Here is a 12,696-nt window from a genome sequence, read left to right as displayed (position 1 = left end):
TCTCATTCTCCTTCACGGTCTCTTATGACCAGAAAACATGACGAGCAATAACCTGATCTGAACCGGTACATTATCGATTCAGAATAATCCATTAGCCTCCCGATTGGCTTTTTATCATTCCTCCTTTGAGTATTGCCGGAAACCCGTCTAATAAAAATCTTACATGATATATCTTGTAAGATACATCAAACTTCCCTCAATAGCAAAAATTTTAAAAAACTCATAGTATTACAGCATGAGCGGAGCAGTGCTGGAATTTCTGGACTATTTTTTTCTCATATTTCATACAACTTTTATACTCTTTAATGTAGTCGGCTGGATCTGGCGCAGGACCCGAAAGATTCATTTGGCCACCATTGGGCTTACGCTGTTTTCATGGGTGGTTCTTGGATTCTGGTACGGCTTCGGATACTGTTTCTGCACCGACTGGCACTGGGATATTCGGCGGCTTCTGGGGAATCCTCCGGTTCATTCCTCGTACATTCAATTTCTTGTTCATGAATTGACCGGGTTACAACCTCCATACCAACTCACGGCAAATGTCACTCTGGGAATATTTATTTTTCTGGTTGTAATGACGCTGTATTTGAATGTGCGGGATCAAATAGAGAACCGAAAGAAGGGATCCCATGCACCCGGCGAGCCGCCGGATGCATAGCCTGAGCGTGCAGAGGGGGAAGCGATTAATTATCCTGAATTGCCCTTTCCGGATCGGCTCGGTAGGCCGAAATGAATGATTGAACCTTATCTTTTATTTCGCTCATTACAATTCTGGTGCCCTTCAGGCGTTCATCATCACTGCCTTTAAAGGAAGATGGGTCTTTGAACGGCCAGTGCATCCGTTTCACCGTACCCGGATATATGGGGCAGCGTTCTGCTGCTTCCGGGTCACAAACGGTGATAACATAGTCGTAACTGTTTCCAGCCTGATGCAGATCAAAAGCGCTTTGTGTGCCCTTTCCTTCAATATCAATATCTTCATCCTTCAGGGCCTGAACAACGAAGGGATTGAGTTTTCCCGGCTCTATGCCGGCACTTTCTACCTCAAATAAATCTCCTCCCAGTTTACGGAAGAATTCTTCGGCCATCTGGCTCCGTGCGCTGTTGTGAATACATACAATGAGTATGGATTTTTTCATTTCTACTCTCCTTTTCGCTGTATTTTGAGCCGTCTGTTGGGACGGTACTCCTATTTTACTGCTGATTATGTAGCTGCTGTGTGCGCGGTCCGGAATTTTTCCCGGCTATTATTAGCAATGCGTACCAGGAACAGCATTACCGGGACCTCTACCAATACGCCAACCACCGTCGCCAGGGTTGCTCCCGATTCCAGTCCGAATACGGCTATGGCCACGGCAACCGCCAGCTCAAAAAAATTACTTGCACCGATGAGTGCGGCCGGGGCTGCAATATCGTGACTGGTCTTCCAAAAATACGCCCACAGATAGGCGAAGCCGAAAATAAATCCGGTCTGCAGAATTAGCGGGACTGCGATCAGGAGAATATTACCCGGGTTCGCAATAATGGTGCTGCCCTGGAAGGAAAAAATGATTACCAGAGTGAGGAGAAGTCCCGAGGTGGTAACGCCGTTGAACCGGGGCAAAAATCGATTATGGAAATGGTCGCTTCCTTTTCGTTTGATTACCAGATATCTGGTTACCGCACCCAATGTGAGGGGAATGACCACGAATAGAACAACTGAGAGCAACAGGGTGTCCATGGGTACGCTGATGTTTCCGATTCCAAGCAGGAGTGCAACAATGGGGGTGAAGGCTACAAGAATAACCAAGTCGTTAATTGCAACCTGAAGCACTGTGAAGGCGGGGTTTCCCCGGGTAAGGTGGCTCCACACAAACACCATTGCGGTACAAGGGGCCGCACCAAGTAACACTGCTCCTGCAAGATATGCATCCGCCTGGGGATCCGAGAGCAAACCGGCAAATATCACCTTGAAAAACAGCCATGCGATGGCAAACATGCTGAAGGGTTTAATAAGCCAGTTAGTCACCAGCGTGATGGTCAGCCCCTTGGGCATCCGGATGTGTCTACCTATTGTGGAAAAGTCCACCTTCATCATCATGGGGTAGATCATCAGCCAAATGAGCACTGCGATGGGTATGGAAACATTTGCATATTCGAACCTGCTTAACGTTTCGGGTACAATAGGCAAAAGCACTCCTATTGCCACCCCGGCCACGATGCACAGGAGGACCCATACACTGAGGTATTTTTCAAAAAAAGAAATGCCGCTGGACGATTCGGACATATACACTCCCTTGAATACGTTTTCTACATTTAGATATATATCGAATTAAATGATGATTCAAGGAAGGTGTTATATCTTTTTGCGAAATTCCCCAGGAGTGATGCAATTTAACACAAAACTAACATAGGCTCCCGGAATGGGGGCCGGTTCCTTTCGACTTTGCTTGAGGCTTAAAAGGCAAAATTCTCTGAAAGGGTCTGTATGTATTCGGGACCGATTCCGCAGCAACCGCCTACGATGGTGGCCCCCTGGGCGATCCATGAACTGACCGAATCCTGATAGGATGAACAGCTCAATCCCGAATCCAGTTCATTCAGCCCCCCCTCCAACGTAAAGTCTTCAGATACTTCTTTGAACCTGTTGGCGTACCCGCCGAAACGTACAGATGTGTTCACCAGCTCCCTGGCCAATAAATTCATGGCCTTTCCGATTGCAGAAGGTGTGGAGCAGTTGAGGAGCACCGCGTCGACGCCCCGCTCTCTGCAGAGAGCGGCCCCCGAAGAGATTTCCTCACCGCTGCGCAGGTTTCCGTCTTCGGATACGGTGAAACTGATCCAGAGGGGAATCTCCCGTACATCAGCATGATTGAGAATGGATTCGGCCTCACTAATGCTGGAGATAGTCTCGGCGAGAAGAATATCCGCCCCGTTGGCAATAGCCGACTCTATGAGTTGGGGATATTCTTGATCCAGCTGATCCTGATTCACTAAATCCGGTCTATACGATTCGTTAAGGGGAGGAATGCTTGCTGCAATCTGTACATCCGACCGTCCTGATGCAAGCCTGGCTTCGTCGGCAAGTTTGTATGCCAGTTCCAGAAGCTGCTGTTTTCGGTGTAATAAGCCGGCCCGGCTCAGATAATAATCGGTTAATGCGTAACTGTTGCTGGTGATTACCCGGGCTCCCGCCTGAATATAATCCAGGTGGGCCTGCATTATTACATCCGGATCTCCGAGGAAGGCTCTGGCCGACCATAGCGGGGCATCCAGCGAAACTCCCCTCTCATGAAGCGCGCGTCCCATCCCTCCGTCGATTAATGTGATCATCTGCCTGCCTCCTGCGGGATCCGCCTCGGTTGAATTATTACCTTACTCAATTTGTAAGAGAGGAATCAATCTGACACAAGGATAATGCATTCTGTAAGGTATTCGTCCGGGTTTCCCCGGAAAATCATACCCGGACCTCTGACAAAATGTTCGATAACCGGGGCTTTCACGGAAAGATCTCGCTTTTCGAGATACTCGAAGAGATCCATGTAGGCTCCGCCCTGGGTACCGTAGGGTCCTTTATGGAGCAGCTTTATTGCCCGGGTTGGGGGGAAACTCAGGGTGTGCAATCCGGCGGTAGATGGTACAGATTTCAGGCAGAGGACGGCTTCCATTGAAGCATTCTCTTTTCGGTACTCCACATCGTGGTAGAATGCATAGGGTTTTCCTGACACAAATCTTCCATACTTTTTAAAGAGATGGGAGTACTCCTGCCCCAGCTGTGAATACTCTCCCTGGATGAATCTGGAAGCATACAAAGGAAGAGTAAACGTAAACTCGGTAATTCCTTCCTCCGGAGGTGTAGAGCCCTCTCCGCTTAGGGCATGAAAGTTTTGCAGATAGGCGTGCCGGGACTTGAGCTTTCGAAGGTTCTGCTCAACTTCATGGAGTTTCTTTTTAATGAAGCCCTGCACTTCTTCATCATTATTGCAGCTGTCGAAGATTTCCCGGATCTCTTTCAGACTGAACCCCAATTCCTTCAGCATGATAATGCGCTGGGCTTCCTGAAAGTTGGTTTGATTATACAGTCGATACCCGTTTTGCGGGTCAATCCCGGCGGGCACAAGTATACCCAGCTCCTGATAATAGCGCAGAGTTTTGATGGTGAGCCGGGTTGAATGTGAAAATTCGCCGATATGTATCACGCCTGAAGTTTCCTGATGCTATCTTATGAGATATTACATCGGTTGGATAGGGCGCGGGTTATCAGTTTCTCTTTAGAGGTTGCCGGATGATTGTTTTCAGCTTTTCCTGAGATGTACGTCTGGGATCACTGAGATATATTTCCCTGTGCCTTCCATGGAGAGCATAACCTTGTTGTTCTGCGAAATGGTGCATTACGGCTATTGTTGCAGCCTCCCGGGAATATGGTCCCAGATGGAGAGCCTGTACAGATATTCCGTCTTCAATCGTTTCCAGCCGGGCTTTTTCAAGCCGGGGAGGGTTTTTCTTCTCCTTCAGTTTTGCCCGGGCTGAGAGAAATGCGGTCTCGGTTATGTAATCCGGTACGGCGATCATCAGCTTCCATATCCACTCATCCTTTCTCCCCTCATGGAAGGCATTCATATCCTCTGCCCACCATTGTCCCTCCAGGGGGGCTACCACAAAATCCTGTTTCTCCTCTTTCATGGTGAATTTCAGAGTGTATGCCAGACCGTACAGTACGGGCATTGCGTCCTGAAAATCCGGGGAACTGTTGGGGTCTCCTGTGCCGGGAAACGTGATGTACCTGATGGGGGGGATGGTAACCAGACCAGGGGCTGATTTCGCAGAAAAGGCTTCCTTGATTTCCTTTTTCAGGTCGATCTTGTTCATTGTTCTCTCCTTTCGTGTTGAGTTCCCCGTATCATACGCCCTCCCCTTAGGGGGAGGGTCAAGGAAAAGATTTTATACCTCATATTCTATTCCATCGGATATATAATACACGAAGAGGTGACCGGTGAACTGTTTCTTTCGGCCGCCTGAAGAAAGGATGGTGAAAATGAAGGCTGTCATCTGGACCGGCTATGGCGGGCCCCAGGTCCTGGTCCCGTCGGAAATTGGTACACCGGTACCCCGGGAAAACGAAATACTGCTTAAGATCCACTCAGCTTCAGTGACTGCAGGGGATTGTGAAATGCGAAGACTTGAACTGCCGCTGGGACTTTCTCTGCCGGTTCGGCTTTATGCAGGCTGGAGCAAACCCCGGCGGATACAGATTCCCGGGCAGGAATTTTCCGGGGAAGTGGTGAAAACCGGGGCCCGCGTCTCGAAGTTCGTTGTTGGGGATTTGCTGTGCGGAACAACGGGGTTCAGGTTCGGTGCATATGCCGAGTATATCTGCGTATCTGAATCACCTGATGAAATGTCGGGAGTGATGGCTGTGATACCTGAAAACCTGAGCATGGAAGAAGCCTCGGCTTTGCCCACCGCCGGTATGGAAGCCCTTCACTATCTGAAAGAATCAAAGCTGGAAAAGGGTCATAAGCTGCTGATCATCGGCGCAGGGGGCAGCATCGGGAGCTTCGCACTTCAGGCTGCCCGCCACATGGGGATCCGTGTTACTGCAGTGGACTCAGGGGACAAACTTCAGATGCTGTCCGATCTGGGGGCAGAACGGGTGATTGATTATGCTTCAGACGAATTTCCGGGTTCGGCGGGTGAGTTTGATTCTGCAATCGACGTGGTGGGCGGCCGGGGCGTACTGAAAAGGTTGGGGTACGTAAGACCAGGAGGCAGCTACTTTCTCGCATTTGCGTACATCAGACATCTGCTCCTTGCACCATTAATCAGGCTTCTTCTGGGAAAGAAGCTGAACATTACCTCATCGTCCCAGTCGCCGGAGGAGCTGCAGAGACTTATCGATTTTACCGGGACGGCCCGTATTTCACCGGTGATCCACAAGAGCTTTCCCCTCGCTGCGGCTGCGGAGGCTCATAGGTTCGCAGAATCGGGTGTAAAACAAGGCAATATTGTATTGACCGCGCAAACTTGAGGACGGCAGGATATTACCGGGCGAGCATATTGAATTTCCGCCGGTAATGTTGCTGTGAAAAAGAAGGTGTTTGGCGAAGGAGCGCATGCCCCGGGAGTTGCTGGAAGCCGCATAATTGCTTGCAGTGAATCCCACTGAGGGATATGCTTGGCGTGTGACTGTTACACTGACGAATGAAAACATCCGCATTGAAATCGAAAAACCCGGTACAGGATACCTTTCTCCCCGTTTTATCAGACCATGAAGATTACCCGGCTGTTCTTTCGAAATATTCGTATGAGCAGCAGCGAATACCCCGACGGAGGCGATCTGAAAACCGCCGGCCGGGGGTTTTTCAGTGAGTTCAGTATAGATGAACCACCGGGTTTTTCAGAAGCTCCTTTGGGGGGCTGGTTTCATAAAATCGGTGTGGGTATGGTGAAAAAAGATTGTTCAGTGTACAGCCCGTTTCGGGATGCTGAAACTCAGTTTTATCCGTTCGCATGGCACAATAACGGACAAAGTATCCGCAGCTCGTATGAAAGCAGTGTATTGAACGGCTATGCGCACCGCCTGCAATGGCCGCTCTGTGGGACCCGGCTACAGACTTGAGTTTGATTTTCCCCTGAACACCGGTCAGTTCCTTGAATATGTTGACCCCGACGGAATTGTCCGCTTCGGAGAAAACACTGTCACCTTCGATCCAGGCAACGCTGTACCCTTCTTTTTCACCAACCTATGCCCATCCGAAGGAATGCCTGCGGGCTGGACTCTGCGCTGCAGTAAGGAGAATACCAGTATCAGAGAGGAGGGGGATTTTACCGTCAGCAAGGTAAACCTCTGGGGATGGAAGCACGTTATTAGTCCGGAATTATTTTTTCAGATTCATCTGAAACCCGGTGAATCTCAGGACTGGCGAAGACGTTATGTTCTTTCGGCAGGGGATTAGCCCTCCCCGGTACCGGACTTCCTGGCGTATGTTCGTACTACTTTCTGGTAGATCATGTTGTTGGGGATATGGGTGATATTTCCTTCACTGTCGCTGAGAATAACAAAAAACCCGTTTATATCCTTCACTTTTCCTTTAATTCCGTCGGGCAGAATTTCTATTGTATCTTCCATCTTGAACGGGCCGACCGAACAACAAGGACCAGAGAATGTCGGCTCCGAATACAGAAATATGCGCTTCGCCTTTTGTATGAAGTATAATCGTATATATGAAACGCTGTGAAATGAAAAAACGCGATTATCTGATGAAAAATCATGAAACTGACCGGTATATCTGTAAAAAATGCAAGCGAAGTGCGAAAAAGGAGAAGAAACTGTGCAAGCCGAAGAAAATCCGCCCGACGCAGATATCACTTGAAAAACACGGGAAAACATCCCCCAAAAGTGCATTAAAAGAGCAATAGATGGGCAATACTGTCCGCTGATTTGTCATTTTCCAAAGATTTCATTAGCTTCCTGCCCAATGCAGAGGGATCGAAAACACCCTGCGCCGGAGGAGGAGACATGCAATATCTTGTGAGAAACAGAGCGCCTGAGGAACCCCGGGGAAGAAAGAGGATTTCCTGGTACGGACCGGGACTTCTCTGGATGCTCTCTGCCGTGGGTACCGGATCGGTTCTGTTTACTCCCCGGGTGGGGTCTGCGTACGGCTTTCAGCTGTTGTGGATACTCCTTCTTGTGGTTTTTTTCATGTGGATCATGATCAAGGAAGTGGCCAGGTATCCCATCGTAACCGGAAAAAGCATTCTGGAGGGGCTTCAGCGCTTACCGGGACCGAGGAACTGGGCGGTGTGGGTGATTTTCATACCCCAACTTTTTGCCGCTGCCGTGGGTATTGCGGGACTATCGGCGATTATCGGAAGCGCGCTTCAGAGTTTTCTGCCCGGAAGCGGAAGTCTTTACGGAATTGCCTTCGTAATATTCAGCAGCATTATTACTGTCAGCGGAAGCTATAATGCATTGGAACGGATCAGCCAGGTGATGGCCATAGCATTGATGCTCATGGCGGTGGTTTCCGCTGCAGTTGTGTTTCCCGCCCTTCCCAAAGTGTTTTCCAATATTGTGCCTTCTGTACCCGAAGACCCCGACATCTATATAATTCTTCCCTGGGTGGGAACCATTCTTGCCGGTTCCATGGGCATTCTCTGGTTCAGCTACTGGACTGCTTCCAAGGGGTTCGGCGGCGGTCTGAGTGATCAGGTAAGTCCGGGCCGTCCTGATTCAAACAGAAAACTCCGGAACAGAGATAAAACGAACCGTATTCGGGCATGGGTGACTCTTGCTTCCAAAACCGCCGCTCTGGTGGTTCTTGCCGGGCTTCTGGTGATCTTTTCCTTTCTCGTTCTGGGTGCGGAGCTTCTTGGCCCCGCAGGTATTCTTCCCCAGGGAAAGGATGTGGCTTTGGACTTGAGCCGGCTGTTTTCTGAAATCTGGGGAGATGCGGGAAAGGTTCTCATTATTGCATCCCTGGTTGTGGCTCTCGGGGGAAGCATTCTCGCGAACCAGGATGGATGGGGGCGGAGTTTTGCGGATATCAGCATGCTGCTCTCCAAATCTTCTTCGGATGAGCTTCCTGCCAGCCCCAAATTGGTGAAAATCCTGGAGCAGAAGAGCAGCAAGGTGATCTGGAACAGAAATGTGCTGAAGCGCTGGTATATCGGGCTGATCACCGGGGTTCTGCCTGTGGTGATACTGTTGATATTCAAGGATCCGGTGGCAATAATGTCTGCTTCAGGAATAATCGCTGCAGTTCATACTCCCTTCATTGTGTTTACTGCATTCGCAGCTATCAGAATACAGCTGCCTCCGGAACACCGTCCGGGATGGTTCAGTTCCGTTTCCATGATTCTTGCAGGAATGTTTTTTCTCGTTTTTGCGTCGGTGTATATCTTTTCCGGTGCGGCATGACGGATCCACCGGGTATGTCAGCTATGAATCTCTTTGACTCTTCCCACCTGCCCGTCTTCAAGTCTCACCTTGATGCCGTGGGGGTGGCGGGGGGACTTGGTGAGAATGTCCCGAACCACACCTTCCGTGAGTTTTCCGCTTCGCTGATCTTCCTTTAATACAATTGAGACTTTGGCTCCAGGATAAATGTTTGACCTGTCTTTTCCGTCCATTCGTTGTCCTCATTACTTTATCGGACTGCATCCATCGGAAAACTCACCTCCTTTGGTTCTCAAGCAGCTTCTTGATGAATACTATCAGATCGGTCCGGGAAATACCCAGCTTTTTTAATGCCTGTGAAAGATATGTGCCCACAGAACTGACCGAGAGGCCCAGGGTATAGGCAATTTGCTTATTGCTCTGTCCCTGGGCTGCGTACTGAACCACCTGATTTTCCCGGGTTGTAAGGCGATGATTCACTGCGATCCGGGGAGGGTTTTCGATGGCTGCCATATAGCGTTCTCCCCGGTTTCCTTCTACGGGGATAAGACTCCATCTGCCATGGACCAGACCCGGCCAAATATCCATCAGTCCACCGGGATTCTCTCGTTCTCGATGTTTTGAGACGGCTTGTACTGTTCGTACCAATGCTTCGTGCATCTCTTCCCCGAGATCAGCCTGCCCGGAATCGGCCCCGGGCTCTGTGTTGGAATCCACGAGATGCATTACCATATCCCGTTTCGAAGACGCCTCGGGATTCGAGAAATCCATGTGTGGGAAGTGCCGCCGCAGCCGGATTGCGGCGGCGATATGTACTGCAATTTTGGTCCAATATTCATTCTCTATGGGATACAGATACTTCTCACCCGGCAGAACGGGAACCGCAAAAACGGATCCTGAAAAATCCGGCTCCACTGCGCACAGGGCCCAAATATCCGAGTATCCAAGGTGTTGAAGTGTAAAATCCAGGATTTCCTGATTTTGCTCCGATACATCATCTGCGGCAAGCATCGTCCTGGATGTGCTGCAGTGGGTGCCTCTCCGGAATACCGGCCAGTATATTTCCGGAGAGACATCACGGTGAAAGGGGGCGGTCAATTTTCTGTATTCATCTATATCTCCGAAAGCAGCCACGTTGCCCACACGAATGCGGCGCTCATGAAGGGCGAAGTCATATTTCAGCAGCCCCGGGCCCAGCCCCAGCTGTCTCTGTATTTCTGATGCGAGATTCGTTGTCCACTGTTCCTGATTGAGGTCCAGGCGGTAGATGCTGTCCATGAGAGCGAACGGGGAACGGCTCACGGCTTCTGCTCCCGGGTATTTTTGCGTTGGGAAAGAATCTTTGCCAGAAGCTCTTCACGACCCGACACGTCGGCCTTTTTATAAAGTGCATGCAATTGGTTCTGTATTGTGCTTACCGAGGTTTTTCGATTCCGTGCGATCTCCCAATCATGTAAACCTTTACTGAGGCAGGCCACAAGCTGGCGCTCGATGTCGGTAAATCGGGTGTTGAAACCGCCGGCCGGACTCCGGAAATCAGGGTCCATGAGAATGATTAATACGGTCCGGTCTTCGATTTTGAATTTCTGAACATACCCTGGCATAAGCTTCTCTGTCTGCACGTTACATCAATTATAACACGCTATGGCCAAAAAACCTGACAAATTACCTATGGTATTGGATTTCCGGGAGGGATACATTCTTCCATAGATAAAGGAGAGACCTGTGAAACAGTATCAAATTCATGAAAAAATTTTTATCTTTGTGCTTATTCCGGCAGCTTTTCTCTTGGCCTCCTGTGACTTCACCGGGATCGACGGCTCTGCGGTACTTGAGGAATTGGCCGGAGACTGGTGGCTGACGGATGTTGACGTGTATGCGGATGGGCAGGAGGTGACCAACTCACTTCCGGACACCCTCTACTGGCCCGATTCGGTATTTGCAGCTGAAGGGTTGGAGTACCCGGATTCGGTGTTTATTACGGATAAGGGCTGGTACCCTTCCGACGCCTATTATCCAAACGATGCCTATTATCCTGACTCGGTGTTTTATTTTCCCGACAGCGTGTTTTTCCCAGATTCTGCATTCTTTCCCGACTCGGTTTTTTGGCCGGATTCAGTGTTTTATCCCGATTCTGTATTTCAGCATTTCCCCACACGGATGACCGTTTCAGAGGACGGTTCGGTGGTTGTGGCTGCAGATATTATGTGGGATACCCATGGTTTTGCCGGATCTCTGGGCGAACCGGGACAGATACGCTCAGAGCCGACAATCGAGACAAGCATCAGTGTCACCGACGACGGGATGCTCCAGACCGCCGGACAAAATCAGGTGTTTACCACTCCCCGCAGCGGCTCAAGAAACTCGGGTTTTTCAAACTGGCCGAAAAATTATGAAATAACCGAAAACGGTGATCTGATTCTCAGCAAGACACAGACAATCGACGGAGTGGAATATACCGTTGAGGAACACTTCAGTCGTGAAGCACCTGGCGCACCGGATTTCGGCGGCGTTCTCGGTTGGTGGGAATACACCGGAAAGAGCTCGGGTATGGCGGATTACATCCATATTTCACCGATGGATATTGCTTCTTCTTTCGGGCTCATAGATTCTGGACAGTCTGAGGTAACAGCCCCCTTGGCAGGGAACATAATCATGTGGTCATATTCTGAATCGGACTCCACAGCAGGGCCCTCCAGCGGTGATACGCTGCTTGATGCCGGAGGTCTGGATGTGGGATACAAAGCGCCCGACGGGGAAATGATTGTGAATCAGTTAAGCAATACATCTCCCGTCACATCATCTTCAGATTGGACGCTGAATACGTCCACCTGGACCTACAGTATTTCCGGAGATACTCTTACAATTATTGCCGGGAGCACAACGTTAACCTACGATAAAACCGACGCTCAGTAGTAGAGGAAGTAGTAGAAAAGGGGCGGGGTCTGGAAAATGCCATAGAATAGCAACAGAGAGTATCTGAAGCAGTAGGCGGCCTATGATGGGCCGCCTCTTTTTGGGTTTGGGGACCATTCAGGCACTGGGCGGCGGTCAGGCCTGTTCACGGCCTTGTTCATATATTGATACCCACTCCTGCGGCCCCATTTTTTGGGCCAGCTCCGCGATGAGTTCATATGGGATCTTTTTCATATTTTTCAGTCTGATACAGCTTTTGCCCATATCCAGCTTGGTACTCATGTGTTTGGGCCACTCATTTCTGAACCATTCTTCCAGTTCAGGTTTGCTGTAGATCCCTGAATGATACAGGCTCACGGAATTTTTCTGAGATCTCAAAGAAAAGAAGGGGAGCGGTTCATCTTTTTTGCAATGATACCCCGGAGGATACATGCTCAACGGAACAACCACGGCAATCATTCCGTAATGGATCCCCACCTCAAAGCCGTCGGGCATGTTTGCCGTCCAGGTATCAAGGATGCTTTTTACAACATTGCGACGCTCCTCAGGCAATTCATCAAGATACTCTTCAACGCTTTGTGCATAGGATGTCATAGCTTCCTCCTGTCTATTTTATAGAATTTTAGTCAGAAAAATTCCAGCAAGAATATGGTATTATGATGATCTTGCTTCAGGCTTTGCTCCGGAATGATCATAGTTCTACCCCTTTTGGGTGGATCAGCGGCGCCATATTGCCGGGGCTGAACCTGTTGCACCACATAAAGAAGCATAGAAAGGAGGAATGATAAAAAGCCAATCGGGAGGCTAATGGATTATTCTGAATCGATAATGTACCGGTTCAGATCAGGTTATTGCTCGTCATGTTTTCTGGTCATAAGAGACCGTGAAGGAGAATGAGA

Annotated in this window: 17 protein-coding genes; 7 read left to right on the top strand and 10 right to left on the bottom strand. The window is 49.6% G+C overall.

The window, feature by feature from the left end; all coding sequences use genetic code 11:
- Window positions 1-235: 235 nt before the first annotated feature.
- Window positions 236-658: a DUF2784 domain-containing protein gene (locus tag AC52PS_RS03105; RefSeq protein WP_495561571.1), complete on the top strand. Its 423-nt coding sequence runs from the start codon at window positions 236-238 to the stop codon at window positions 656-658.
- A gap of 25 nt (window positions 659-683) precedes the next feature.
- On the opposite strand, the gene AC52PS_RS03100 is transcribed toward AC52PS_RS03105, so the two are convergent.
- The 5 genes from AC52PS_RS03100 to AC52PS_RS03080 all read right to left on the bottom strand — a co-directional run bounded on the left by AC52PS_RS03100 (window position 684) and on the right by AC52PS_RS03080 (window position 4,848).
- A complete protein-coding gene (locus tag AC52PS_RS03100; RefSeq protein WP_495561570.1) occupies window positions 684-1,139 on the bottom strand; it encodes an arsenate reductase ArsC in 456 nt (151 codons plus the stop codon).
- A gap of 65 nt (window positions 1,140-1,204) precedes the next feature.
- Complete coding sequence (gene arsB, locus AC52PS_RS03095) at window positions 1,205-2,266, bottom strand: ACR3 family arsenite efflux transporter (RefSeq protein WP_495561569.1); 1,062 nt, start codon at window positions 2,264-2,266, stop codon at window positions 1,205-1,207.
- 170 nt (window positions 2,267-2,436) lie between these two features.
- Entirely contained in the window at window positions 2,437-3,312 is an 876-nt protein-coding gene (locus tag AC52PS_RS03090) for a homocysteine S-methyltransferase family protein (protein ID WP_495561568.1), read from the bottom strand.
- Between the two features lie 65 nt (window positions 3,313-3,377).
- The gene (locus AC52PS_RS03085; protein ID WP_495561567.1) at window positions 3,378-4,178 is read right to left on the bottom strand and encodes a MerR family transcriptional regulator; all 801 of its coding nucleotides are present in this window, start codon (window positions 4,176-4,178) and stop codon (window positions 3,378-3,380) included.
- Between the two features lie 61 nt (window positions 4,179-4,239).
- Complete coding sequence (locus AC52PS_RS03080; protein WP_495561566.1) at window positions 4,240-4,848, bottom strand: GyrI-like domain-containing protein; 609 nt, start codon at window positions 4,846-4,848, stop codon at window positions 4,240-4,242.
- A 166-nt stretch (window positions 4,849-5,014) separates the two neighbouring features.
- Between AC52PS_RS03080 and AC52PS_RS03075 the strand changes: the two genes are divergently transcribed.
- From AC52PS_RS03075 to AC52PS_RS03065, 3 genes are all read left to right on the top strand, one after another.
- Window positions 5,015-6,007, top strand: a complete 993-nt coding sequence (locus AC52PS_RS03075) for an NAD(P)-dependent alcohol dehydrogenase (RefSeq protein WP_495561565.1) — start codon at window positions 5,015-5,017, stop codon at window positions 6,005-6,007.
- A gap of 240 nt (window positions 6,008-6,247) precedes the next feature.
- Entirely contained in the window at window positions 6,248-6,598 is a 351-nt protein-coding gene (locus AC52PS_RS03070) for a hypothetical protein (RefSeq protein ID WP_495561564.1), read from the top strand.
- A complete protein-coding gene (locus tag AC52PS_RS03065; protein WP_495561563.1) occupies window positions 6,549-6,935 on the top strand; it encodes a hypothetical protein in 387 nt (128 codons plus the stop codon). The genes AC52PS_RS03070 and AC52PS_RS03065 overlap by 50 nt, the downstream gene beginning before the upstream one ends.
- Here the strand turns inward: AC52PS_RS03065 and AC52PS_RS03060 are convergent.
- Complete coding sequence (locus AC52PS_RS03060) at window positions 6,932-7,108, bottom strand: mechanosensitive ion channel domain-containing protein (RefSeq protein WP_495561562.1); 177 nt, start codon at window positions 7,106-7,108, stop codon at window positions 6,932-6,934. The genes AC52PS_RS03065 and AC52PS_RS03060 overlap by 4 nt on opposite strands.
- 95 nt (window positions 7,109-7,203) lie before the next feature.
- On the opposite strand from AC52PS_RS03060, the gene AC52PS_RS03055 reads away from it, so the two are divergent.
- Window positions 7,204-7,398: a hypothetical protein gene (locus AC52PS_RS03055; RefSeq protein ID WP_495561561.1), complete on the top strand. Its 195-nt coding sequence runs from the start codon at window positions 7,204-7,206 to the stop codon at window positions 7,396-7,398.
- 100 nt (window positions 7,399-7,498) lie between these two features.
- Window positions 7,499-8,902: an Nramp family divalent metal transporter gene (locus tag AC52PS_RS03050; protein ID WP_495561560.1), complete on the top strand. Its 1,404-nt coding sequence runs from the start codon at window positions 7,499-7,501 to the stop codon at window positions 8,900-8,902.
- 17 nt (window positions 8,903-8,919) lie between these two features.
- Here the strand turns inward: AC52PS_RS03050 and AC52PS_RS03045 are convergent, their stop codons facing one another.
- The 3 genes from AC52PS_RS03045 to AC52PS_RS03035 are packed head-to-tail and all read right to left on the bottom strand — an operon-like array spanning window position 8,920 to window position 10,503.
- The gene (locus AC52PS_RS03045; RefSeq protein WP_495561559.1) at window positions 8,920-9,114 is read right to left on the bottom strand and encodes a YwbE family protein; all 195 of its coding nucleotides are present in this window, start codon (window positions 9,112-9,114) and stop codon (window positions 8,920-8,922) included.
- A gap of 43 nt (window positions 9,115-9,157) precedes the next feature.
- Complete coding sequence (locus AC52PS_RS03040; protein ID WP_495561558.1) at window positions 9,158-10,183, bottom strand: helix-turn-helix transcriptional regulator; 1,026 nt, start codon at window positions 10,181-10,183, stop codon at window positions 9,158-9,160.
- A complete protein-coding gene (locus tag AC52PS_RS03035; RefSeq protein WP_495561557.1) occupies window positions 10,180-10,503 on the bottom strand; it encodes a helix-turn-helix transcriptional regulator in 324 nt (107 codons plus the stop codon). Before AC52PS_RS03035 ends, AC52PS_RS03040 begins: the two co-directional genes overlap by 4 nt.
- Window positions 10,504-10,606: 103 nt before the next feature.
- On the opposite strand from AC52PS_RS03035, the gene AC52PS_RS03030 reads away from it, so the two are divergent.
- Entirely contained in the window at window positions 10,607-11,797 is a 1,191-nt protein-coding gene (locus AC52PS_RS03030) for a hypothetical protein (RefSeq protein WP_495561556.1), read from the top strand.
- Window positions 11,798-11,932: 135 nt separating this feature from the next.
- On the opposite strand, the gene AC52PS_RS03025 is transcribed toward AC52PS_RS03030, so the two are convergent.
- Complete coding sequence (locus AC52PS_RS03025) at window positions 11,933-12,391, bottom strand: DUF1801 domain-containing protein (RefSeq protein ID WP_495561555.1); 459 nt, start codon at window positions 12,389-12,391, stop codon at window positions 11,933-11,935.
- Window positions 12,392-12,696: the final 305 nt, after the last annotated feature.

Source organism: Salinispira sp. (assembly GCF_059431795.1).
The sequence above is the reverse complement of the archived record's forward strand: the minus strand, read 5'-3'. Positions and strand labels throughout refer to the sequence as shown.

Coding starts and splice junctions, on each gene's coding strand:
- AC52PS_RS03105 (WP_495561571.1), top strand. CDS start 236: ATGAGCGGAGCAGTGCTGGAATTTCTGGACTATTTTTTTCTCATATTT.
- AC52PS_RS03100 (WP_495561570.1), bottom strand. CDS start 1,139: ATGAAAAAATCCATACTCATTGTATGTATTCACAACAGCGCACGGAGC.
- arsB (WP_495561569.1), bottom strand. CDS start 2,266: ATGTCCGAATCGTCCAGCGGCATTTCTTTTTTTGAAAAATACCTCAGT.
- AC52PS_RS03090 (WP_495561568.1), bottom strand. CDS start 3,312: ATGATCACATTAATCGACGGAGGGATGGGACGCGCGCTTCATGAGAGG.
- AC52PS_RS03080 (WP_495561566.1), bottom strand. CDS start 4,848: ATGAACAAGATCGACCTGAAAAAGGAAATCAAGGAAGCCTTTTCTGCG.
- AC52PS_RS03075 (WP_495561565.1), top strand. CDS start 5,015: ATGAAGGCTGTCATCTGGACCGGCTATGGCGGGCCCCAGGTCCTGGTC.
- AC52PS_RS03070 (WP_495561564.1), top strand. CDS start 6,248: ATGAAGATTACCCGGCTGTTCTTTCGAAATATTCGTATGAGCAGCAGC.
- AC52PS_RS03065 (WP_495561563.1), top strand. CDS start 6,549: ATGCGCACCGCCTGCAATGGCCGCTCTGTGGGACCCGGCTACAGACTT.
- AC52PS_RS03060 (WP_495561562.1), bottom strand. CDS start 7,108: ATGGAAGATACAATAGAAATTCTGCCCGACGGAATTAAAGGAAAAGTG.
- AC52PS_RS03055 (WP_495561561.1), top strand. CDS start 7,204: ATGAAACGCTGTGAAATGAAAAAACGCGATTATCTGATGAAAAATCAT.
- AC52PS_RS03050 (WP_495561560.1), top strand. CDS start 7,499: ATGCAATATCTTGTGAGAAACAGAGCGCCTGAGGAACCCCGGGGAAGA.
- AC52PS_RS03045 (WP_495561559.1), bottom strand. CDS start 9,114: ATGGACGGAAAAGACAGGTCAAACATTTATCCTGGAGCCAAAGTCTCA.
- AC52PS_RS03025 (WP_495561555.1), bottom strand. CDS start 12,391: ATGACATCCTATGCACAAAGCGTTGAAGAGTATCTTGATGAATTGCCT.